This is a genomic window from Neobacillus sp. KR4-4, assembly GCF_042136325.1.
Taxonomy (GTDB): Bacteria; Bacillota; Bacilli; order Bacillales; family Cytobacillaceae; genus Neobacillus.
Genome location: NZ_JBHHJU010000038.1, coordinates 1 through 24,276 on the forward strand (window position 1 = coordinate 1; position 24,276 = coordinate 24,276).

20 protein-coding genes are annotated in these 24,276 nt (G+C 39.6%); 1 reads left to right on the forward strand and 19 read right to left on the reverse strand.

The window, feature by feature from the left end:
• Positions 1 to 276: 276 nt before the first annotated feature.
• From ACE198_RS25455 to ACE198_RS25510, 12 genes are all read right to left on the reverse strand, one after another.
• Positions 277 to 1,917 carry a M20/M25/M40 family metallo-hydrolase gene (locus tag ACE198_RS25455; RefSeq protein WP_375377485.1) on the reverse strand — a complete coding sequence of 547 codons (1,641 nt, stop codon included), beginning with the start codon at positions 1,915 to 1,917 and terminating at the stop codon, positions 277 to 279.
• 123 nt (positions 1,918 to 2,040) lie between these two features.
• Positions 2,041 to 2,259 carry a helix-turn-helix domain-containing protein gene (locus tag ACE198_RS25460; RefSeq protein ID WP_375377486.1) on the reverse strand — a complete coding sequence of 73 codons (219 nt, stop codon included), beginning with the start codon at positions 2,257 to 2,259 and terminating at the stop codon, positions 2,041 to 2,043.
• Between the two features lie 10 nt (positions 2,260 to 2,269).
• The gene (locus ACE198_RS25465; protein WP_375377487.1) at positions 2,270 to 2,749 is read right to left on the reverse strand and encodes a DUF2975 domain-containing protein; all 480 of its coding nucleotides are present in this window, start codon (positions 2,747 to 2,749) and stop codon (positions 2,270 to 2,272) included.
• Positions 2,750 to 2,771: 22 nt separating this feature from the next.
• On the reverse strand, positions 2,772 to 3,242 hold the full coding sequence (locus tag ACE198_RS25470) for a DUF2975 domain-containing protein (protein WP_375377488.1): 471 nt from the start codon (positions 3,240 to 3,242) through the stop codon (positions 2,772 to 2,774).
• A gap of 174 nt (positions 3,243 to 3,416) precedes the next feature.
• Positions 3,417 to 3,830: a RidA family protein gene (locus tag ACE198_RS25475; protein ID WP_375377489.1), complete on the reverse strand. Its 414-nt coding sequence runs from the start codon at positions 3,828 to 3,830 to the stop codon at positions 3,417 to 3,419.
• A gap of 26 nt (positions 3,831 to 3,856) precedes the next feature.
• The gene (locus ACE198_RS25480) at positions 3,857 to 4,543 is read right to left on the reverse strand and encodes a copper homeostasis protein CutC (RefSeq protein ID WP_375377490.1); all 687 of its coding nucleotides are present in this window, start codon (positions 4,541 to 4,543) and stop codon (positions 3,857 to 3,859) included.
• 48 nt (positions 4,544 to 4,591) lie between these two features.
• Entirely contained in the window at positions 4,592 to 5,536 is a 945-nt protein-coding gene (gene manA / locus ACE198_RS25485) for a mannose-6-phosphate isomerase, class I (RefSeq protein WP_375377491.1), read from the reverse strand.
• Between the two features lie 192 nt (positions 5,537 to 5,728).
• The gene (locus ACE198_RS25490; RefSeq protein ID WP_375377492.1) at positions 5,729 to 7,669 is read right to left on the reverse strand and encodes a fructose-specific PTS transporter subunit EIIC; all 1,941 of its coding nucleotides are present in this window, start codon (positions 7,667 to 7,669) and stop codon (positions 5,729 to 5,731) included.
• 169 nt (positions 7,670 to 7,838) lie between these two features.
• The gene (locus tag ACE198_RS25495) at positions 7,839 to 9,758 is read right to left on the reverse strand and encodes a BglG family transcription antiterminator (protein WP_375377493.1); all 1,920 of its coding nucleotides are present in this window, start codon (positions 9,756 to 9,758) and stop codon (positions 7,839 to 7,841) included.
• 172 nt (positions 9,759 to 9,930) lie between these two features.
• Positions 9,931 to 10,533 carry a YARHG domain-containing protein gene (locus ACE198_RS25500; RefSeq protein WP_375377494.1) on the reverse strand — a complete coding sequence of 201 codons (603 nt, stop codon included), beginning with the start codon at positions 10,531 to 10,533 and terminating at the stop codon, positions 9,931 to 9,933.
• Positions 10,534 to 10,789: 256 nt separating this feature from the next.
• Entirely contained in the window at positions 10,790 to 12,355 is a 1,566-nt protein-coding gene (locus ACE198_RS25505) for a response regulator (protein WP_375377495.1), read from the reverse strand.
• Between the two features lie 6 nt (positions 12,356 to 12,361).
• Positions 12,362 to 14,125, reverse strand: a complete 1,764-nt coding sequence (locus tag ACE198_RS25510) for a cache domain-containing sensor histidine kinase (RefSeq protein WP_375377496.1) — start codon at positions 14,123 to 14,125, stop codon at positions 12,362 to 12,364.
• Between the two features lie 172 nt (positions 14,126 to 14,297).
• Between ACE198_RS25510 and ACE198_RS25515 the strand changes: the two genes are divergently transcribed.
• Positions 14,298 to 15,272 carry an ABC transporter substrate-binding protein gene (locus tag ACE198_RS25515; RefSeq protein WP_375377497.1) on the forward strand — a complete coding sequence of 325 codons (975 nt, stop codon included), beginning with the start codon at positions 14,298 to 14,300 and terminating at the stop codon, positions 15,270 to 15,272.
• Between the two features lie 46 nt (positions 15,273 to 15,318).
• On the opposite strand, the gene ACE198_RS25520 is transcribed toward ACE198_RS25515, so the two are convergent.
• The 7 genes from ACE198_RS25520 to ACE198_RS25550 all read right to left on the reverse strand — a co-directional run bounded on the left by ACE198_RS25520 (position 15,319) and on the right by ACE198_RS25550 (position 24,141).
• Positions 15,319 to 15,927 (reverse strand): SIS domain-containing protein, encoded by a 609-nt coding sequence (locus tag ACE198_RS25520; RefSeq protein ID WP_375377498.1) that lies wholly within the window; start codon positions 15,925 to 15,927, stop codon positions 15,319 to 15,321.
• Positions 15,896 to 17,599, reverse strand: coding sequence for a ribulokinase (locus ACE198_RS25525; RefSeq protein ID WP_375377499.1), 1,704 nt, complete (start codon positions 17,597 to 17,599; stop codon positions 15,896 to 15,898). The genes ACE198_RS25520 and ACE198_RS25525 overlap by 32 nt, the downstream gene beginning before the upstream one ends.
• A 39-nt stretch (positions 17,600 to 17,638) precedes the next feature.
• The gene (locus tag ACE198_RS25530) at positions 17,639 to 18,691 is read right to left on the reverse strand and encodes an ABC transporter permease (RefSeq protein ID WP_375377500.1); all 1,053 of its coding nucleotides are present in this window, start codon (positions 18,689 to 18,691) and stop codon (positions 17,639 to 17,641) included.
• 21 nt (positions 18,692 to 18,712) lie between these two features.
• Positions 18,713 to 19,708, reverse strand: a complete 996-nt coding sequence (locus tag ACE198_RS25535; RefSeq protein WP_375377501.1) for an ABC transporter permease — start codon at positions 19,706 to 19,708, stop codon at positions 18,713 to 18,715.
• 40 nt (positions 19,709 to 19,748) lie between these two features.
• Positions 19,749 to 21,236: a sugar ABC transporter ATP-binding protein gene (locus tag ACE198_RS25540; RefSeq protein ID WP_375377502.1), complete on the reverse strand. Its 1,488-nt coding sequence runs from the start codon at positions 21,234 to 21,236 to the stop codon at positions 19,749 to 19,751.
• Between the two features lie 97 nt (positions 21,237 to 21,333).
• Positions 21,334 to 22,383, reverse strand: coding sequence for an autoinducer 2 ABC transporter substrate-binding protein (locus ACE198_RS25545; RefSeq protein WP_375377503.1), 1,050 nt, complete (start codon positions 22,381 to 22,383; stop codon positions 21,334 to 21,336).
• 345 nt (positions 22,384 to 22,728) lie between these two features.
• A complete protein-coding gene (locus ACE198_RS25550) occupies positions 22,729 to 24,141 on the reverse strand; it encodes an MFS transporter (RefSeq protein ID WP_375377504.1) in 1,413 nt (470 codons plus the stop codon).
• Between the last annotated feature and the right edge of the window lie 135 nt (positions 24,142 to 24,276).

Consider the following 24,276-nt stretch of genomic DNA (forward strand, 5'->3'; position numbering starts at 1 on the left):
ATATTTAGGTTAAACTGTACTTGAGTCATAATTACTTCCTCCACATTGTTTAATTAGCCGTTAACATTGTAACCATGAGGAATTAATTTGACTCATTTTCTTTTTACACAATTATATGGGCTTAATCTCGAAACGAGCTCCGTTCAGCATTTAACCGGAAAATCTCCGTTTATTTTGCTGATTACTCAAATAAGAAGATATTATAAAAAAATTGCTCAGAGTAACAAAACTCTGAGCATCTCCATTTCCTTTTCCCTGATGCAGATCTGCTAGATTTTAATCCTTGTCCCCATCTAATAATAGATTCACTGTAATCGAAAGCATATCTCTTAACGCGCCGAAAGCATGGTCGACATCTAGTCGCTCGGTCCATTTGTGTGCATCTTTTCCAACCGGACCTAGGTTAAGGACAGGAATATTGAGATTCTCTAATACATCTAAAGGAACATGATATCCCTTCCCCCACAATGGCATGTTAGCGGTGAGGTCTTTCAGACTTGACGCAGGTTTCTCCAAACTAACATAACTTAAATCCGATAACCCAGCAAAATAACTTTGGTTTTTCAGCTCGATATCATACGTATTTTTGGCATACCCAATGATATGATCCACGACACGACTGATACGCGGGTGGTTTCGAGAGGTTACCGCCGGATAATAGGGGGGAGCAAAGAAAAGAACAATCATGGGTGATAGCTCTTTACAAAGGATCGAAAGCTCATCAACCTGGTGAATGGTCAGGTCGCGATCATCCCTCGCCCCTCTACTTCTCAAGACATTTGTTTGAATAGCATCTACTTTTTCCTTTCCATAAGTTTCGATCGCATAATGTAATAATTCATCAAATTGATAAACCTTTACGGACATTTCCTTTGGTGTAGAATTTTCTAATGTCGAAAAATGGGCTGCTCTTTTTTCATACCCTTGTTCGATCCTGCGGGCGACTTTTTCAGCACTTTTTCTTAGGTGTTCCACTACTTCATTCATCGAACGTTCCATAATAAATAGATTGAACATGGTAATCGCTCGATGAGGGATTTGCACATTGTATTCTTTTTTTAAGTCTTTCTGGATTAGATTGGTTGGCGGGGGAGTGACCTCACCTTCAACCACTTCACAAAATTCTGTGTTCAACTCTAACTCATTCGTTAGCAGTGAGGCCATAAAATTCGCATTTAATCCTGAAAAAGGCTCACCCACATGTGTTTCCTTCCCGTAGCAGAGAAACCCAGGCAGGATCTTACCAATGGAACCGGAATAAATGTATTGATTCTCATCTCCTGGATAGCGAGCAAACATAGGCTCTGAGTTCAAACACGCGTTGTATTCCAGATGATGCTGCTTCGCCATTTCCAAAAGAACCGGTGCCGCATTACGCATTCCTACAGAATTCACTTCCTCATCACAAACCGTTAAGAGGAGCAGATTCCCATCAAAGGATCCGGAACAGGCCTCTTCGATGAGGGACATATGGAGGGCTAACCCACACTTCATATCCATCGTTCCCCTGCCGAATAACCAATTTCCATTTTCTAAGTCCTTTTGAACCTCTTTAGGCATATGATTCTTATTCCCATAAAATAACTCTGTTAATTTTTTCGGCTGAAAAGCATATTCCTGCCAATCCCCATAATCCTCTACTCCCACTACATCAAAATGACTGACAAGAATCACGGTTTGTTTTTCATTCGTCCCTTTTTTGACGAGAGCCGTAACAAATTTACGATCGTCCTCGGTTGTATGAAGAGTTAAGTACTCTTTATTCGTTTGAAAGTAAGGAAGCTCACGAAGCTTTTTTTCAACAAATTCTGCCACTTCGATTTCGCCAATACTATGTGTCACACTTGGAATCTCCACCAGCTCACAGAGTGAGTCCAATAATTGGTCTTTGGTTTGCCACTTACTTTCCTTTCCCATCTTTCTTTTGTCATCCCCTTTTAATACTGATTTAAGATGTTCTTCAATCTTTACCTTTATTATAAACCGAATCGTGGTTATGGTTTGAATCCTAATCCCGTTAACTAAATTTGTTGTCTGTTTTTATTGAGTGTCTTCCTCGCTTTTGTACTCCAAAATATCACCTGGCTGGCAATCTAAAGACTTACATATCGCTTCTAATGTTGAAAAACGAACCGCTTTTGCTTTCCCGTTTTTCAGAATGGAAAGATTCGCCATAGTAATTCCAACTCTCTCCGAAAGCTCTGTTACGCTCATTTTTCGTTTTGCTAACATCACATCAATATTAATAATAATGGCCATCTTCTCCACCTCAAACCGTTAAATCATTTTCTGATTTTATATTAATCGCTTCTTGTAGAAGCCGTTGGAGGATAGCGGCAAAAACGGCGATAACCAACGAAGCAAAAATGATGATGAGTGCGATAAATCCAATCGGAGGGTCCACTTTCCTCGCTATCAAACGAAAGAGTGGCAAACCTACTACATACAAACCACTGATTGTAAATGCACACCCCTTTATGCTCTTTAACGACTTTACAGATAATTCTGAGAACGCTGTGTTCCTGTCAATGTACCGCAAAAGATTGAACGCCTGATAGAGAGCAAAGTAAAAAGGCACGGCGGCTCCGTACATCAAGATGAAAACGAGATATTTCATTGAGGGAATACTTGGATACAATTTTGCAGCGAAATCCGCTAGATGGGGCACTAAAAATATACATAAAGCAAGAACTAGTAGTCCGATAATAAAAACAGCTATTTTTAAAAATAATGTTGTGACTTTTCTCAAAGTACACACCTCACAATTTATTTCACTTTTTCAGAAAATTTTTAATTGGTTTTTCAAGAACACTGACAAAAGCTGCAACGGTACTTGTCACTAAAATACCCATTAGACTTAGTGATATAGGACCTGCTGCATCGTCACCTGTAACTTTAGCAAGCATCATCAAGCTTACGATCCCTAACACAAGGAAGAAAATGACTGCAAAAGTACATTTCTTTATAACCATCAAAGATTTAAGGGATAACTCAGAGAAAGCATTGTTCCTTTCGATATAGGTTAATAGTTTAAATACTTGATACAACACAATCGCAAACGTAATACAGAATCCGTAGGCACATACTAAAAAGGGAATTAGGAAGGAAGCCGTATCTGGATGTACCCTTGCATCTCTAACGGCGATCACAGGCAGCCAATAGATACACAATGCCAGCACTGCCATTCCAGCCAGAAAAATAATGACCTTTAAAAAAGTGGTCGAACCTCGGCTAACATTCATTTGAAACACCTCACTTATTTCATGACAACATGATTTTAGCACACGATTTATCGTATTACAATAAACTAATATTGTCTTTTATTATATTATTATTGTTAGTTAAATATCCCTTTGATTTCTGACAAAAATAAAAAGCATCGGAATTTACCAATGCCTTTTTTGTGAAATATGATATTACTCCTTTATTGGATTGACGGCTGCTACTGCCTCCAGCTCCACTAATTGGTTTCTATAACCTAACACTGTAACTCCGGTTAAAGTGCTTGGGACATCGTGGTCGCCAAACTCAAGACGAATCGCTTTCCAAACGGCACCCAAATCAGCTTGCTGGTTTGATGCAACTAGGACTCTCGTATAGACTACATCTTCCAATGTAGCTTGGCTTTCCTTTAAAGCCACCTTCAAATTCTCAACACAGAGTTTCGCCTGGGCTACATAATCATTTATATCTGGTACGATTCCCTCTTTATTGAGAGGGCATGCCCCTGCTAAAAATAGCAACTCCATCCCAGCAGGTACTCGACTTGCATAAGCATAATCCACCTGTGCAAGATTACTAGAGCGTATTAACGATATTTTCTTGTTCATATGTATTCCTCCCAATTATGAGGGACTCATCCCTTTTTCTTCAAAAGATGAACAATTTCAGTGGCTTTTTCTAACGAAACACGTTGAAGTACACTATTTTCTTTACGAACGGCTGATCCGAAATGATAGAAACCGGTACCCACTTTTTCATGAACTTCTAGGATATTTTCCTTTGTCAGCCCGCTTCCGATGAGGATATCCGTCTTCTTACACCGATCCTTCATCTGCAGGAGCAGCTCAAGCCGGGTGGGCCAGTCTCCATATCCGCCCGATGTTAAAATTGTCTTGATTTCCTTATATTGGTCCAATTTTTCTGCTGCTTCGAGTGGATTTTTTGAACTATCGATGGCGCGATGGAAGGTTACCTCCATATCACCTGTTTCCGTTAAAAGTTCTTCAAGCTGACCGTATTCGATATTTCCTTCTTCATCCAGCATTCCCAATACGACCCCGTTTGCCCCAAGCGAGCGAATGATGCGAATATCATTTTTCATGATCGCGAGGTCGTCTCTCGAATAGCAAAACGACTGACTATGCGGTCTAACCATAACATTGACCGGAATATGAACACTCGAAACTGCTTTTTCAATCAACCCATAACTCGGCGTTAATCCACCCTCTGTTAAACCCGAAACAAGCTCAATTCGGTCTGCTCCCGATTTTTCAATTAATACGGCATCCTCAGCCGTGACGGCAATCAATTCAAGTAGCACGACATTTCCCCCTGGTTTACTTTTGGTTATCCCATGGTCTCCCTTGTTCTAAGCATGTGATACGATTAGTTCAAGTTCACCATTTAATTCAAATTCTCCCAAACCGACTGGAATAATGCAATGTGTTCCTTTAGTCAACGGATACTTCTCACCATTGTGGACTAGCGTTCCATCTCCCTTGATCACACTTAAAAGTAAATAGTGATGATTATATTCAAAAGCAGCCTTACCCTCGATTTCCCACTTGTAAACGGTGAAAAACTCAGATTCCACAAAGGTTGTAATGGTTACATTTTCCCGCTTCTCAACTTTCGGAGCGACCCCTGCATGTTGATGCGGCACAGTCGTTACATCTATCGCTTTTTCTAAGTGAAGCTCCCTTAAATTCCCGTCAGCGTCCCTGCGATCATAATCATACACACGATAGGTGGTATCTGAACTTTGCTGTGTTTCTAATACAAGAGTCCCTTCACATAGTGCATGAATAGTTCCGCTTGGCACATAGTAAAAGTCACCTGGTTTGATTTTGACTCTGCCGAGCAGCTCGTTCCACTTTCCTTCTTTCAATTTCTCGACTAATTCTTCTTTTGTTTTAGCCTTGTGACCGAAGATCATTTCGGCACCTTCTTTACAATCTAGAATATACCAGCATTCTGTTTTGCCAAGTTCACCATTCTCATGAACCTTCGCATATGTATCCTCCGGATGGACCTGAACAGATAAATCCATATTTGCATCTAATATTTTTGTTAAAAGAGGAAAAACCTCTTCCTTTGGGTGGCCAAAAAGTTCTGGTTTCTCTCGCCAGATTGCATCCAATGACATACCTGCATAGGGTCCATTTTCAATCATAGAGGGTCCATTTGGATGAGCAGAAATAGCCCAGCATTCACCTGTTTTTTCATTTGGTATCTTATAGCCGAATTCTTCTTGTAAAGCGGTACCGCCCCAAATTCTTTCTTTAAAGACTGGTTTTAAAAACATCGGTTGCATGTATAATACCTCCATTATTTTATTTTCTACACTCTCGATCCATTGACGTGCGCACATCGTGTCATCGATGCCCATGGTCAATTAATGTACTTTTATATGGAAAAGAGAGCAATGACTGCTCTCTTTTTCCAGATGATATCTTTAGTAACATAATCCATTATTCACAATGGTTCTTGTTGGTTTCTTACTATGTTAATGGATTGTCTCAAGCAATTTGAACGCTCCTTCTTTAGAAGTGACCTGTAACAGTCTCTCTCTAAAGCTGTCATCCATTAGTTTGCGTGATAGCATTTGTAAGATCTTCAGATGCGCATCTCCTGCTGCTTTTTCCGGTACGGCAATCATAAAGATTAGTTTTGCATCTGAACCGTCTAAACTCTTCCAGTCTACACCGTTACGTTGAATTCCAAAGGCAACAGCTGGCCGTTTAACCGCACTTGATTTTCCATGTGGAATCGCAATATTCATACCTAGTCCAGTAGAAGATTCACCTTCACGGTTCAGGATTGCTTGTTTAAATTCTGCCTTCGAGCTTAAAACACCAGTAGCATCAAACTTTGTAATCAATTCATCGATAACACCGTCACGAGTCGTTCCGTCTAAATCCACTTCGATTAAGTCCAAATTGGTAATATCGGTCAATTTCTCGATTTCAGCCTTTTCGGCTTCTGCCATTTCACCATTTCCTACTAGAGGCGCATCAGTTCGAGCGCCGCCATCACCAACAACGGCCGCCGCTGCCTCCACATCTTTCTTCAATGCCGTAACCATGATCGCTGTTATAACTACCCCAACAATAACGGCAATAAAGAACATAACGACATTGTCGACAGCACCTAACACGGCAACAATCGGACCGCCGTGGGCCACTTTGTTACCCACACCTGAAAGCATGGCAATAACCGAGCCGGCCATAGAACCGACAACGATACTTGGAATAACACGCAGCGGATCTTGTGCTGCGAATGGAATTGCACCTTCCGTAATACCGAATAAACCCATTGTGAAGGATGCTTTCCCTGCATCTCTTTCCGTTGGACCAAATTTGCGTTTGTTCAAGAATGTAGCTAGTCCAAGTCCAATTGGAGGAATACAGATCGCTACGGCAATCGGCCCCATAATTTCATAGTTTCCTTCAGCTATCATAGCTGAACCGAATAAGAACGCTACCTTGTTGAATGGTCCACCCATATCAACGGCAATCATCGCTCCAAGAATCATCGCTAATACAATCGAACTTCCGCCTTGCATACTAGCAAGCCAGCTTGTTAATGATTCAAAGATTTGGGCAACCGGAGCACCGATAACAAAAATGAATAATAAACCTACAATAACAGATGAAAGAATTGGGATAAAAATAATCGGCATAACAGGTTGAACTGCTTTTGGCACCTTTAATTTCTTAATTCCAAGGGCTATATAACCTGCCAAAAAGCCGGCAATAATCCCGCCGATAAATCCGGCACCTGCTTCACTTCCATAAAAACTGCCATTAGCTGCAATATATCCGCCGATCATCCCCGGTACTAGTCCCGGGCGGTCAGCTATACTCACTGCAATAAAACCAGCCAAGATTGGCACCATGAACATGAATGCTGTTCCGCCAAGCTTTTCAACTTGTTTCCAAATTGAATCGTCTGGAATGACAATTCCTCCAGGTGTTTGTTGCCCGCCAAGAGTCAAGGCAATCGCAATTAACAATCCCCCAACAACAATAAATGGAACCATGTAAGATACACCATTCATCAAATGCTTATAAATGGGATTCTTTTTACTTTTACTATTCGATGATCCAGTAGCAGATGCTAATTCTGGTTTATAAACAGGAACATCTCCATTCTGAATCTGCTTAATGAGTTTTTCCGGGTTCTGAATTCCATCTTTAACACCGGTAACAATGACTTTTTTTCCAGCAAAGCGGTCTTTCGGGACCTCTTTGTCAGCAGCAATAATAATTCCATCGGCTTCCGCAATTTCCTGTTCCGTTAACGCATTTTCTACCCCAATGGACCCTTGTGTTTCAACTTTAACATCTATGCCTAACGCTTTGCCTGCTTTTTGTAAGTTTTCAGCAGCCATATACGTATGAGCAATACCAACGGGACAAGCTGTTACAGCTAGAATTTTCCCCATCATGCTTTCCTCCTAATGAAAAAATATAAGTAATCGCTTACTTATATAATAAGTCCTCTTTGTCTAGTAAATTTTATTTATTTTTACCAGAAGTTGCGGTAAAAATCATTTTATTAAAATAAAAAGCACCGAAAAAAAGAGTGGATCTCTGGATCTACTCTTCTCTGCCCTACTTATTTATGATCCGTAGAAAATCCTGATAATTCTCTGCGACTGTTAACTCATGTACAACCAATGGTGACTCACTAAGGGAAGCTATTTTTCCGATGACCGCGCGAACGTCTCGGTGATTTTCTTTTGAAATCGCAAGCAGGAATACTAGTGAAACCCGTTCATCGCCCCACTCAATTGGCTCTTTCATGATTGCTGCTGCTATGGCAGATCTTTGAACCACCAACGGATTTCCATGCGGAATGGCCACTCCTCCGCCGATCGCTGTGGCAGATTTCCGTTCCCGATTCACAGCACTATGGATAAACTCTTGCCTCACATAGCCTTTGTTTACGAGAGTAGTGGCAAGCATTTCGACCACTTCATATCGGTGTCCCTTATCCAAATGAAAAAACACAAGGTCCTCCGTCAATAATTGAGAAAAAGCATTTTGTTCTAGAAGGTCAGGCTTATTCTGCTTCACCTTCTTAACAAATTGACTTAATTTTTTCTTATCCTCTTGTCCAAACAGCGGTGAAATGACGAGGTACTCCATATTGATTTCAAGAGGAACAGTAGAAATAATAAAATCAACTGGATGCTGCCTTATATAATCTGTTACTTCTGCTTTGCCGATACAGGCTACTATATCAATGTCCATATATTGCTGTTCAATCTTTGCCTCTAGCAAATGAGACATGCCAATTCCCATATGACAGACGATCAGTGCCTTCTTCTTTAGGTCTCTCTTCCCCTCCATCCGTTCAATCGAGGCTTGAAAATGAAGAACGATATAGGCTGCCTCATCTTCAGGGATTTCTAAATGGAAAGTACTTTTAATTTCTTCGAGCGTCAAAATGACCATATTAAACATATAGGGATACATCTTCTTAATATTAGATAGCAGCGGATTAAAGATTGGAAAACCGTACTTCATTCGATTGATGACGGAGAGCATATGGACAGCAAGGCCATTTTGTAAAACCGAATCGGCTTCAAAATCAAATAGGGTCAGTTTTCCCATTTTTTCAATGAACACACGGAGTACCTCTGCAACCTCTTCATCATATTCCATAATCTGTTCAGATCCCTCTTCTACTCGCTTGCTGCTAATAAGGTGCCAGGTAAAATAGATCCGCTCTTCTTCAGGAAACGTGAGCCGAAATACGGACTCCAGCTGATTAAAAAACCAAATGGCATACTGATATTCCTTTCGACCAAGTGCCGATTTCTTTTCAGACTCTTGGACAAATACGGAAGACCTTTGCCGGGTCCGTTTGGTCATGATCAAGGCATGAACCAGCAGGCTCTCTAACGCCTCCTCTGTAAAAGTTATCGAAAACTTGTCCCGCAAATCCTCCAGTGCTTTCCTGACGGTCGCAATTTCATAAGGCAAAAATAGATCCAACACAAAATTTTTCCCGTTTGAAAGAGAGGGAATTAGTTCGGATAAGTGCGCCAACGCGGACCGTTTTTGCAGCTCTGTTCCTTCAATCACACTTCCAAGCCGTGGTTTAGTGATCAGCTCAAGATGAAATACGTGAAGCCAGTTCGTAATTTCTTCCATATCCTTTTTAATAGCCGCTTTGGGTACGTAGTAAGAATCAGAAAAATACTGTAGTGTTATCGCCTTATGACTAGTTAAGAGCTGATAGGTGATTTCAATCAGCCGCTCTTCATTTGATTTCGGTTCACTAGAAAGAAGACTTCGCAAAATGGCAGACCGTTCTCCCTCGCCAATTCCAATCATTACTCCAAAACCGGGCCTGCGGATCAGACTCGCGCCGGAATAATCAAGAAGAAACTCCTCGATCCGGTCTAAATCATTCCGTACGGTTTTCTCCGCACAATCAAGCCCCTCCGACAAATCCCTTATATTCAAGGCCCCTTCTTCATTCGTCAGCAATATTCTTAATAATTCCTTTTGTCGATTATTCATTCCTGCACCTGCTCCAATTAACGATATAGTAAGTGTATCTTTCTTTTGACTTCTATTCAATTGGAACAAGGTACAGTAGGACTCGAATTTACTTCAGAAGATTAATGGTTTCAGTTGCTTTTTCTAGCGAAACACTTTGAAGCACTAAAACATTTTCACCAACTGTACTCCACTAAAGACTGTCCTCTCTTTCTTTGATGAAGTTTATATTTTCCTTTTCTACTTCATTTAAAGAGCCATCAAAGTCAGGTTCTTGCTGGTACCATGACTTACTCGAAAAATAGGTTTGCAAATCCTCCGATTGAAAGACATACCCATGACGAGCGTAGATCTCATTTCTCGCGATACGCAGCTGCCCTTTTGTAAGATTAGCAACGTCCGCCTCACCCAACACTTTCTTATCACTAGCAGGCAAAATATATTCCGAAGAGGAAGGTCTGGAACTTTCCTGTTCGGTTTCATGACTAACTTGATCTTTCTTTTCAACATCCTTATCTTTTAATCTGTCAACTGTTTTTGTTACCGCTGCATTCGATTTAGATTCAGGCTTAGTGAAGTCTTTGACGATTAGGGTAACGCTGATAACAAGCATCAATCCTATAAGCGATCCAACTCCAGCTAATAATCTCGTTTTTGAACGATTTTTCTTTATTTCAATGCGAGTTTCTAAGGTTGAGGGCATGTTCTTTTGATCTATTGCAACCTTCGAACCGCAGTTTGGACAGAACTTACTAGAATGATTTAATTCTTCACCACAATTTGTGCAAACATCCATTGAAATACTCCCCTTCTATTGAATATTCCTTACTAAGACATCCTATATTCAATACTTGCAATCATACATATTATAAGGGGGAATTATTTCAAACAGATTATTCTGATATGACATCAGTATTTCATTTCAACTTATGAAGGGTGGGATATTTCAGCAGAAGAGAGGATTATTATGAAGGAAGTTGCCAAAGGGAAGTATTCATGGCTTTAAATGAGATTTGTGATCCCCGCCAGAACCCCGGCCCCCTGGTCACTGATTAGATTTTCTTTCGGTATTCGCTTGGTGTGAAGCCCGTGTATTTTTTGAATATGGTGCTGAAATAGGTGGAATTATTATAACCGACCATATCTGAAATTTCATAGGTTCGATAGCCTGAGTTCTTTAAGAAGTATTTTGCCTTTTCCATTCGTAACGAAGTCAAATAATCGACGAAAGTTTGACCCGTTTCTTGTTTAAACAAAATGCTAAAATAGCTGTTGCTAATATTGACATGACGAGCTACGGCCTCAATTGAAAAATTCGGGTCATGAAGACCATGTTGAATATATAGCTTAGCTTTTTCAATCAGATAGGAGGACTTCCCAAATTTCCGATCATTAATATAGTCAGCTATTTTCAACAAAGTTTGGATTAGTCTAACTTTCATTAAATCAATCGTTGGATTTGAAACAATTTGTTTAAATTCCTCGATGGGATGAAAGGCTTCCTCAACCGTTCCCCCCATCTCCTTCAAAGCTTTGATGGCGGACATATAAATGGTGCTGATGATCATTTGTGAATATAGATAAGAATCTCTCCCTGCATTTTTTATGTCAGCCATTAATAGGGTAATATCCTTTTCAATCCTGTCCTTGTCAGTAAAATCCATCGAGTAAATACGATCATAGTCCTTACTGTTAATTACATTCGCATATTCATGATTTCTACCCTTTACCTCATTATAAGAAATGTCGTGGCCGCTGCCTAAAATGAATTTATATTCGAGTGCCTCTCCTGCTTCTTCATAGGCTTGAGCAAGGAAGGAAAGCGCTGGATAAATTGTTCCAAAAGCGATTGTTATGGAAGTTGCTTTAACTCCCCTTCTAATCCTTTGGATGATTCTACTTCTCTTCCTTTTAACAAGGTTTTCATCTTCATCAAAAAGAAGGATGACTATCTCATTATGGTTCATTTCAAAAGTATACATGGCTTCCTCTTCTGCAAGGACCTCATGAATAAACAAATAAAAAGATTGTTCAGTCACTTCCATCTCCGCTGCATTATCGATTTGGACAAGTAAAACCGTATGATAGGTTGTGTTCGCTATTTTTAATTCATTGATTCCTTCTTGTATGGAAAGAGAATCAATTCTTTTAAACATAATATCTTTTAAAAAGTTTTCCTGCAAAATAGAGAGGCTCGTCTCTACCTGTTCTTTCATCGTTTGCTCTTCAAGTTCTCTTTTTTTCTTTTGGGAAAATTCTAGGCTGATTTTATGTAACAGTTTTTCTAATTCTTCTAATTCAATGGGCTTGAGAATAAAGTCATAGGCTCCTAATTTGATTGCCTTTTGCGCGTATTGAAATTCGTCATACCCGCTGATGATCACGATATACGTGTCAGGGTCTTGGCCCTTTACTCTTTCAACAAGCTCTAAACCATCCATAAAAGGCATTTTAATATCAGTCAAAATTAGCTGCGGTTTATGCTGAAGGTAAAGCTCCAATGCTTCTTCACCATCTTCTGCTTGTCCAACCACGGTCATATTCAATTTATCCCACTCGACACTTTCAAAAATACCTTGTCGAATTAGTTCTTCATCATCAACTAATAATACATCCATCTCGTTTTATTCCCCATTCGTCTTTGGGATTTTTATTTCAGCAGTAGTTCCTTGACCTTCGATACTTCGAAAGGTAATACCAAAACTGTTCCCAAAAAACAGCTTAATTCTTTCCTCAACATTCTTTAGACCATAAATAGTTAATTTTTCTCCTGGCCGATCCTTTAACGTGTTATTAAGCTTCTGCAATGTTTCTTCATCCATCCCTTTACCTGTATCTTGAACCGTAAACAAAAGGTAATCTGATTTTTCCTCCCCACGTACCCAAATATGTCCCTTTTCCTTCTTTAGTTTAATGCCATGATAGATCGCATTCTCCACAAGTGGCTGAAGAATGACTTTGACTACTTTGTATTGATAAAGCTCTTTTGGGACATCCACTGTATAATCAAACTTTTTTGCATATCTCATATGCTGGATGATGAGATAACTTTCAACATGTTCCAATTCCTCTGCAATCGTGATAATATCCTTTCCCCTACTAATCCCGTTTCTGAACAGTTTAGTAATCGCCATCACCATGGTAATGGCCTCTTCATTCTTTTTCGCACGTAACATCCAGACGATCGAATCCAATGTATTATATAAAAAGTGCGGATTGATTTGGTATTGTAGTGATTTCAGTTCTGCTTGTCTTAATGCTTCCTGTTCTCTAAAGACTCGGTCCATTAATTCTTGAATCCTCTGAATCATGATGTTAAAACTAACATTTAATTGACCGATTTCATCCTTACCTTTTGGGGAAAGTCTAACATCGAATACTCCATCTTCGACTATTTTCATCGTTTTTGACATTTCTTTTATTGGCTTTACAGTGGTTCTAGAAAATTGCCAAGCAAAGAAAATTGCAATCGAACAAACAAGGAAAAGGATGGCGAATAGAATGTTACGAATCATCTCATTTTCCCTGGTTAACTCGGAAAGAGGGACGGTGCCGATGATCTTCCATCCAGTAACAGCAGAGGTTTCTTCGATGGTAAGATTGTTTTCTGTGTATTTAACGGTGGCATTTTTGAGCGTATCCACTTTTTTTGAGTTTTCTAGTTTGAGCTTAGTAGTAATAAGCTCTCGGTTGGGATGGGTAATCACTTGATTATCTTTATCGAGAATGTAAATATAACCCTTCTTTCCTAACTTCGCCTGAACAATTTCTGACAATTGTTGTTCAAGCATATCCACCATGACTATTCCAGATATATTACCGCTTGCCTTATCTTTAATTGGGTAACCCGCTGATAAAAAAAATTCGCCCGTTGTGTTGACAACTAAGGATCCAGTCCTTGTACTAAACCAGGTTAATTCTCTTGAATGGACAACATCGCGATACCACATAGACTTATTAATTTCATACGATTGTTCAGTGCCATAATTGGATTTATAAATGGCGCCATTTTTGCCAATTACATAGATACCAAATAATTTCTCATTAAAATTTGAAATTAAATTTAGGCGTGTGTTAATCTCTAATTCTTTTGAGTACTTCTTTGCAATATCCCTATTGACAGGACCTCGCAGTGCTACTTGAACGGCCGGTTCATCCGCTGTCAACAATGCCGATTTCTGCATTTCTAGTAGTAATCCATCTATCTTTTGTTTCGATTGGTGAACGATTTCTTTACTATATTGAATCGTATTGTTTTTTGTAATGTTATAGCTAATAATATAGGAAACTGTCCCTATTAAAAGAATGGGGACAATCGACAGTATAATAAATTGAATGAGAAGTTTTTTCTGCATGGTCAAATTGTTATAAAAATTATTTATGTTCATGGTTTACATCCGGTCATATTTTTTTTAATATTTTTATTATATAGAAGATTATCTTAAAAAAGTATGAAATTACATTAACAATATTTGGTTTAAGTGTGCTTTTGTTTCCTATTCCTTTTAGTTTTTTGCACAAGGAAAGGTATACGCTTTCAAAAAAATGGGAGGTACTTGGATGAGGAAATTCATAATTTTTATTGGTAGTATCTTATTATTATCTTCTTGCAGTCTATCCGCACCCTCCAAACCGTCAGTAACATCAGCAGCGACCAAAACAGAAGATGTCATTCGCGTTGGTTTCTCACAAGGAGAAAATAATAATCCGTGGCGGATTGCTGAAACAAATAGTATAAAAGAAGAAGCAATAAAACGAGGGTTTGACTTAATCTATCGAGACGCTCAAAGTTCATCTAAAAAACAAATCTCCGATGTTAAAGAGATCCTAAAGCAAAAAGTCGATTACCTCCTATTGGCACCCAGACAAGATGAAGAACTTGCACCTGCACTTGAAATGGCTAAGAAAAAGAAAGTACCAGTCATCTTGATTGATCGCCAAACAAAAGGAGTACCTGGTAAGGATTATATTACCTTCATTGGAACAGACTTTATTTGGGAAGGGGAACAGGCTGCCCGCTGGTTAGTACAACAGACGAACGGCAAGGCTAATATTGTCGAAATCTCCGCAACAACAAACTCGACTTCCGCTAAATTACGTGCAAAGGGGTTTCGTAATATAATAAAGTCCTATCCCAATATGAACATAATTGCCTCGCAATCTGGGGAGTCATCCAGAGCGACAGGGCAAAAGGTGATGGAGCAAATCATTCAAACCTCAGATTCACCCATTACCGCTATTTTCTCGCATGCGGATGAAAGCACGATTGGTATCATACAGGCCTTGAAAGCCGCTGGTATCAAGCCCAATGTAGATAATCTGATTGTCTCAGTAGATGGGGAAAAGGATGCCCTAAAAGCTATTATTGCAGGAGAATTAGGCGCAACAGTTGAATGCAATCCTTTTCTCGGATCAAAAGCTTTTGACGTTATTGAAGATCACCGGAATGGGAAAGTCATTCCCACTAGGATTATCCAGCCAGGAAGATTTTACACAAAAGAGAATGCAAAAAACTTTATTAACCAAGCCTATTAAAATAAAGATATGGGGGCTGACACAAATGTGTCAGCCTCTTTCATTTTCATCCTTTATTATTAAGTAGAAGCTCACCGACTGCCCCCCCAGGATGAATTACCCTGAATTGATCTTTAGAATAATCCATTTCATGCATGAGAGCGATCGTAATCGCATCAAAAACGGAAATCACCGCTAAAGTGCTGGCAGTTGCAAGCATATTAAACGGGTCAGGCTCGCGTTTTACCTGAATCCTTACAATCATATCTGCTTCTTTTGCAAGGATGGAATCTAGGTTTTCAGTCACAGTAATAATCGAAACACCTTTCTCCTTCAAGGCTGGAATAAGACAGACTAATTCACCGGTTTTGCCGCCTTTTGAAACTAAGATGACAAGATCATTTTTTTGAACAAGACCTAGTTCTCCATGGACAGCATCAGAAGGATTTAGATAGCAGGCTGGCCGTTCAATACAGCATAAGGTGTGAACAATCTTTTTTGCGGCTACACCAGAAGTTCCGCACCCTGCCACAACGATTCTTCCTGTACACTCTTTAATGGCGTGAATAACTTGAAGAATTTCCGATTTTGAAACGGTTGAGATAAGTTCCTTTATCGATTCTGCCTCAATTTGCAGAGTATTTTCAACGTGCTGCCATAATTGGGTTTCTTGCATCCTGGCTCACTTCTCCTTGCTTTATAGTTTTTAAACGCTTCATTACATCATTCAGACCCCGGCCGAAATAATCATTTAATTGTTTATACTCGGCAAACAGCTGTTGATAAATTTGTTGATTTTCCGAAATCGGCTGGTATATTACATCCGATAGATTCGCCATTTTGGCTGAAGCGCCAAACACATCGTCATAGCCCCCATGGGATTGACCCGCAGCAACTGCTCCATAAATAGCTGCTCCCAAGGCAGGTGTTTGTTCCGACCCTGCAATATGGATCTCTTTATTAGTTACATCAGAAAAAATTTGCATAAGCAATCCATTCTTTTGCGAAAGTCCCCCACAGGCATACAATTCCTGAACATCGATACCTGCATTTTTATAAGTTTCAATGACTAAATTTGTACCAAAAGCCGTTGCTTCAATTAAGGCCCGATAGATTTCCTCAGGCTTAGTAGATAGAGTAAGTCCTATGATTAGCCCTGATAAATCGGCATCGACAAGTGGAGAACGATTTCCATTTAACCAATCAAGAGCAAGAAGCCCGCTTTCTCCTGGTTTTAATTTGGAAGCTTTGTTTTCTAGTAATCTATAAATACTGATGTTTTGGTTTTCTGCTTCTTGATGATAGTCAGCTGGTACGCCATTTTTGACAAACCATTCAAATATATCGCCAACGGCATTTTGGCCTGTCTCATAGCCAAAAAATCCAGGCATCGCCCCATCTTCTACGCTTCCACAAATTCCTTCCACTTTTTGCTCTTCAGGTGAAAGGATGAAGTGGCAAAGTGAGGTCCCCATGACCATAACCATTTTTCCAGGTTCTGTAACACCTAAGGCTGGGAGAGCAACAGGGGCATCACAAATGAAGGTTGAGACTGCAGTCTGCTGAGTTAAACCAGTTAATTCCGCCGCCTTTTCTGTTATATAACCCGCTTGATAGCCAATTGGGAATACCTGCTTTGATAACTTTTCATCGACAACATGTTCTAATCGAGGATCTAGTGCCTTGAAAAAGGATGGATCCGGATGGCCCGTTTCCTTTTGCCACATGGCCTTGTATCCCGCTGAACAGCTGCTGATCACTTTTTTACCTATCAGCTGCATAACTACCCAGTCTCCTGCCTCCAAGAAGGAGTCGGCAGCTTCATAGATTTCAGGCGCCTCATCTAGGACTTGCATGATTTTTGGAATCATCCATTCGGAGGAAATTTTTCCTCCATAAAGAGAAAGAAACGATTCACCTCGTTTGGCAGCTACCTCGTTTAACTTATTCGCATGTTTTTGTGCGGCATGGTGTTTCCACAGTTTCACCCATGCGTTTGGATTATCCTTATATTCATCGATCATACATAATGGTGTCCCATCTTCCTTAATTGGCAGGATTGTACACGATGTAAAATCCAATCCAATTCCTATAATATCCCCCGGACGAACCTCGGCATCCTTGATCACTTCCTGAATCGATTGAATCACTTCTAAATAGTCTCCCGGATGCTGCAAGGCCCAATCGTTTCCAAGTTTGATTTTGGTTCCTGGAAGTACATCTTCGATTACTCCATGCTTATAGGTTGTAACAGAAGTGGCAATCTCCCTGCCAGTGCCAACCTCTACTAGCAGGACTCTTCCGGACTGGGTACCAAAATCAATTCCAATCGAATACTTTTTATTCACTCCTTCTCTCCCCTTTCTCTTTGGTACTTTTCTCTTTCCTTAAGACCGCTTCATCGATCTTTGGTTGCTGATATAATTGGTTACCATGACGATAATCAGTACAGCCCCCCAAATAAAATCCTTAAAAAAGTTACTGATATGAAGCATATTAAACCCTGTAGATAAGAATTGAAGAGTTAGGACCGCAACGACTACCCCAGCTATTTTTCCAAATCCGCCATTTGGATTGACTCCTCCTAAAATAGCGACTAGCAAAGCCTGAAGTGTGTAACTGCTTCCATATTCAGCATTCGCAGAATTTGTTCTAGAGGCAATTAGCAAGCCTGCAAAAGCAGCAAGGACTCCCGAATACATATACGTTTTAACTGTAACTTTTAAATTATTAATCCCTGAATAGATAGCTGCAGTTGGGTTTGTCCCCATCATGTAAAGCTGCATACCGTAAGATGTTTTTTTAAGCAAGATTGAAAAAATCACAATAAATAGTGCAAAAAGAATCAGTGGAATGGGAATATAAAAGACAGAACCTGCCCCTAAAAGGGTAAATCCCATTGGGAATCCGTAAATGGCTTTTCCCTTGGTAATAATGATTCCAATTCCTGTAAAGATTTGCATTGATCCTAATGTAGTAAGAATCGGTGGTATGCCAAATGCTGATATGGCAATACCATTGATAAAACCACAAACTAATCCAGTTAACACCGCCACAAGGACAGCAACAAGAACAACTATGGCAATTTGGCCTGGACCTGCACCTTCTGGAATAAAGTTGACCATCGTCACGGCAGCTAAAATGGATGATAAATTGGCGATTCCAATAATAGATAAATCAATACCGCCCGTTAGCATACAAATCATCATTGCAATTGCAAGAATCCCAAACTCAGGAAACTGAAAGGCCATCGAAACTAGACTGTCGAACGTTGGGAATAAATTTGGCTTTAATATACTCATGACTATAAAGACAATCACCATCATCGCACATAGTCGCGTTAGATTTCCGTCCTTTGATAGCACATTTTTCATATTATATTGAAAAGCTGAAAGGCCCTTTTTATTAAGGTTATCAACGTTTGTTTTCACTGTTTGCATATATGTTCCCCTCCTATCTCTTTAGGTGATACTAGGCATCTTAAGCGCGTTTCTCTTTGCCTGATAAGCCGTAATGCCCGTTCCCACTAAGATTAATAGTCCAACAATAAATTTTTGCCAGTATGACGGAATTCCTAACAAAATTAAACTATTATTGATAACTAACACTAAAAAGACGCCTAAAAAGGTACCAAACAGTGTCCCGTGCCCTCCAGTGATTCGTGCCCCGCCAAGGACGACAGCAGCGATAACAATCATTTCTGCGCCCATAAAATCCATCGGGTTACTATTTCTCATCAAGGAAGTATGAACAACTCCAGCAATCCCTGCTAAAAAGCCTACGAAACTGTAAATAAAAAACTGGATCTTCTTGATGTTAAAACCAGCTCTTTCTGCCGATACAAGATCGCCGCCTAATGCATAGATGCCCCGGCCTAACATGGTATAACGGAGAATGAAATAAACCACTACTGCGATAACTACTAAGACAAGGATGGCTGCTGGGAGACTATAAACAATGCCAGTTTTGCTTGTCACACGGAATAATTCCATCTTTGAAAAATCAACCATACCTCGTGGAACATCAGGAATTTCTTTATAACCAATAAAAGTTAATAAAAAGCCACTAAACATACTCGCCGTACCTAGCGTCACGATTAACGTCGGTAATTTGAAGCGCGAAATCAAGACTGCATTCACCAAACCAAGCAGGATACCAATAATTCCCGCGATAAGAAACGCTAGAAAAATGGATCCTTCATATCCATAGCTTGTAAGTATTTTCGTTGTGGAGAACATTGCAAATGCCGCAATGGCAGGGAAAGAAATATCAATTCCTCCAGATATAATGACAATCAAAACGATGATCGCAAATATGCCTGTAACGATACTGCTCCTAAATAAATCAATCATATTTCCAGCTGAAAAGAAGGTAGGATTCATGATCCCAATGACTAAAGCCAGGACAATTAATGTTAAGGCCACAAAAAATTCATTTGTACTCAATAGTTTTTTCATTCGATTCACTCCCTACATAGCAGTTTAGAAAAGTTCTAGATTAACTGCTTAATTGATGTCCTAATTCTCGTTCGGATATCTCCGTGTTTTTAAACTCGTTCATGATCTGACCTTTTTTCATGACTAGAATGCGGTTACAGTTATGAATGACTTCAGAAATGTCATCCGAAATAATAATGACGCCCACTCCTTCTGCAGCCAGAGTCCGGACAATCTTATGAATATCTGCTTTCGAACCAATATCCACTCCCACTGTTGGGCCATTCAGGATGAGTATTCTTGGATTGGTGGCTAACCATTTGGCTAACACAACCCTTTGTTGATTTCCACCCGATAAAACCGAGACAGGTAAATCTGGCGATGGGGTCTTAATATTTAGTTCTTTCACCCATCTATCCATTTCTGCCCTCATCTTTTTCGTATTAATTAATTTTGAGCGACTGAGAAAACGGTCTATGACACTAATAACGGAATTGTTTCCAATGGATTGCGGTAAAAATAACCCCTCAGTCAATCGGTCTTCCGGAACATAACCAATTTTATGCTTAATCGCATCATGGACACTTCTGATTTTCACTTGTTCATTTTCAATATAGATAGCACCAGAATCGGATGGCAGCATTCCAAATATAGCCTTGGCAAGCTCCGTCCGTCCCGAACCAAGCAATCCTGTAATTCCGAGAACCTCTCCGGGGTATAAGGCTAAAGAAATATCAGAAAAAGCACCATTTTTCGTTAAGTTCTCTGTCCGTAAAAGAGGCTGGGTGCTCTTAACCACCGGCGTATATAACTCATCCTCTATTTTTCTTCCAGTCATATACTCTACTAAGTTAGACTGATTAATTTCCTTTACATCCCCATCTTTTACATTCTGACCATTTCGTAAGATGGTAATTGTTTCACAGATTTCATAGACTTCCTCAAGCTTATGGCTAACAAAAAGAATGGAGATCCCTTGTTTTTTCAAATCATTGACCACTGTAAATAATGATTTCACTTCTTTTTGTGTCAATGCCGTCGTTGGCTCGTCCATAATAATCAACTTTGCATCCTGGAGCAATGCTCTGGATATCGCTACTAACTGTTTATCAGCAACGGACAAACTTTCAACTTTTGCTGATAAGTCAATGTTAAATCCAATTTTTTCAACCGCTTGTTTCGCAACTTGATAAATGCTTTTCCAATTGACCAACTTTTTATTATTTGTTAACTGCAAATTCATGGCAATATTTTCTGCTACTGTTAAATTAGGAAAGATAGAAAAATCCTGATAAATGACTTGAATCCCTTCTTTAATGGCATCCATCGGTGTGAAGTTTTTATATTGTTTTCCATTAATCTTAATTTCGCCCTGGTCTGCTTTATAGACCCCGGAGATGGTTTTAATTAAAGTCGACTTCCCACATCCATTTTCGCCTGCAAGACAGCGAACTTCCCCTTTATGGATGGTGAGATTGACTCCTTGTAATGCTTTTACACCGCTGAAAGACTTATTTATGTTGGTTAACTGAATAAATGGTTCACTCATGCGTTATCTTTCCTCCTCTCGAGTCTGCCCGTTTACCATTAGATAAAAGGAAGCAATTATACAGGATGATGTATAATTGCCCTTTTTTTAGTGATGTTTAGAAATCGTATTGATCCATATTTTCTTTGGTTACGTCAATCCAAGCTTTTCCGTAAAACACTTTACCGTCGAGCTTTAACTGATCATATCCTGCTGCACCTAAATCTAATCCATCTTTTAACTCGTTCTTTTTACCTTCCAATATCTTGTAGGCAAGTTGGTTAGCTGCATATCCTGCATCTGCTGGATCCCAGAAGGAAATCATATCCAATGAACCGCTTTTTAGATACTTTCCTGCAACAGATACAAGACTCGTGCCGACAACTTTCACTTTCCCAGTTAGGCCCATCTCCTCAACTGCAAGAGCGGCTCCAGCTGCATCAGGCATCCCGCTTCCCTGAATTCCCTTTAAATTTGGATATTTCTTCAAAAGTTCACGGGTTGTTTCATAAGCGGTTTTTTGGTCATCGTTTGATTCGTTACGATCAGCCACAAGTTTCATTTTTGGATATTTATCGCCCTGTAGTTTCACGGCTGCATCAATCCACTCGTTATGTGACTTAGTGGTAAGGTTACCAACGAAAGTGGCATATTCACCTTCACCTTTTGTTAATTCACCAAGTTTATTCATTAAATGCTCACCGTAGGCCGCGTTATTAAATGCTTCAATATCATAATCAACATTCTCTAAGTTCGATGCTTCATGACTAATAACAACAATGCCTTTATCTCTTGCTTTCTTTAAAACTGGCTCAAGCGCCTCTGGAGAAAATGGAACAACCACAATCGCATCCACATTCTGAGCAATTAAATCCTCAATCATTTGAACTTGTAAAGCAGCATCCGCTTTTTGTGGTCCAATTTGGTAGGCATCTACACCTGTTTCTTTTGCAAATCTTTTTACACCAGCGTCCATCCGTTCAAACCAAGCGCTATTGCTAAGTTTGACAACGGTTGCAATTTTATATTTGCCATCCTTGGATTTTTCCTTTGAAGACTCACTTCCGGATGATTTCGTCGTAATCCCTGTCCCAGCACAGCCCACGATAAGAGCTAGTGATAAAACAGTAATAACCAATAAAGATAATTGCTTTCTAAACCTTTTCAAAACAATTCCTCCCCTTTTCCACTCTGTTTTGTAACCGCTAACAATCAAGAAGTTGATTTGACTCTTAACTTGAATTTATCTTACTATTTGCTGTTCTTAGAGTTAATAAAGGATTCTTTAAAAATAGTTAAATATTATTTAAAATTCCTTTTTTCTAGAAAATCTATAATATAAAATGGCCTTATCTTCTAAAAAGCCACCAGAACCGTTCTCATGGCATCATGGCATCAAAAAAACTTTAGTTGGTTTTATACCCCAATAGTCATCTAAAGAAAAAAAACCAATCTCCGCGGGCAAGCTGCATCGATTGGTTTAAGGATTATTTTTATTCACCTGTATTCATGATCATATACTAAGTTTTGAATGATTTTTTGAAAGAAATTCTGTTTCTGTATCACTATCTAAGTTCTTATTTGTTGGATCCCATTTGATTAGAGACACGGCAATTAAGCCAATAACCGGAGCAATTAGGACAACGAGAAGCGTCTTTTCTAATCCTGCAAGGGCCAATACCATTGGAAACACGAAGGCACCAATAATACTGCCAACCCTTAACATGGCTTGTCCCCATCCGGAACCAAGTCCCCTTAACTCTGTCGGGTAAGATAATGTAGCCATGGTCATACATTGAGCCCCAGGTCCAAAAGCATGACCAAAAATAAAGCTGCCTATAAGGATGGCAACAAAGATGGCCGGTAATGATTCTCCTACTAAGCCTACAGTTAAAAGGGCAATACAAACGATTGAATATCCAATGATCGCAAGTTTACGAATACCGACTTTTCCAGTCAAATAGGATTGGAAAAGGCCGCCGAGGATTCCACAACAGTTAAATACAACGGTTCCGATAATCCCGTAGATTGTTCCTTTGCCAAAAATCAGCATCGAAATGGTAGGAAGATAAAACATAACAGCAAAATATTCCATGCTTTCGGTAGCGGCTAGAATAGAGGCGGAAAGAGTCCTCATGCGGTATTTCTTTGAGAATAACGTAGATAACGCTACTTTATCGTCCTGTTTAGTTACCTTTTGTTTCAACTCTTGAACCACTACTTCAATATTATAAGTTCTTTCTACAATTTTTGCTGCTTCCTTTAAAGGAAGGTGTTTGGCAGCCCAAATCGGACTTTCATCCATAAATTTAAAGCGAAGAAACAGTACAATTAAGGCAAGCACTCCTCCAAAGCCAACTGCATACCGCCAAAGATTCTCATCAATTCCTAAAAAAAAGATCGGCAATAATAGCAATCCCGCAAAAGCAGTGGCGATATACCAGACCGGACTCCAAAGATTTACTAGTTGCCCCCGTCTCTTCGTATTTGTTATTTCTGCAATAAAGCTTAAGGCAATAGGGACATCAAGCCCAATGCCGACGCCTAAAAGAAAACGGAAAAATACAAGAACTTCTAAATTGGGGGCGAGCGCTGCCCCAAAGGCCGCAACCACAAGTAAAAGAATATCGACCAAAAACATCTTATTCCGGCCCAGTTTATCTGTTACCATCCCTCCAAATAGTGCGCCCAACAAAGCCCCAACCGCCATGACGGAGGTAAGCGAACCCAGCTGGGCAGGAGATAGATTGAAATCCTCCGTTAGTTGATTAACCCCAATTCCAATACTCGTCAGATCATACGCATCGAGAACAATTCCTCCCAATGCAACGAAAACAATTAACATCCCTTTTTGACTAATAGGATTGGTACTGACAAAATCAATAATGTCTTGCTTCGAATGAATGACTAACCTTTTGTTTTCCAATTGAGCTCCCCCTTTTGATGTTTTTTTATGTACTGGAATAGGATACTGTACATTCTCCAATGTTGAGGGTCTTCTCAAAGGAACCCCACGCCCTCTTTTGGAAAAGATAAAGCATAGTATTCCAATATGTTTGAA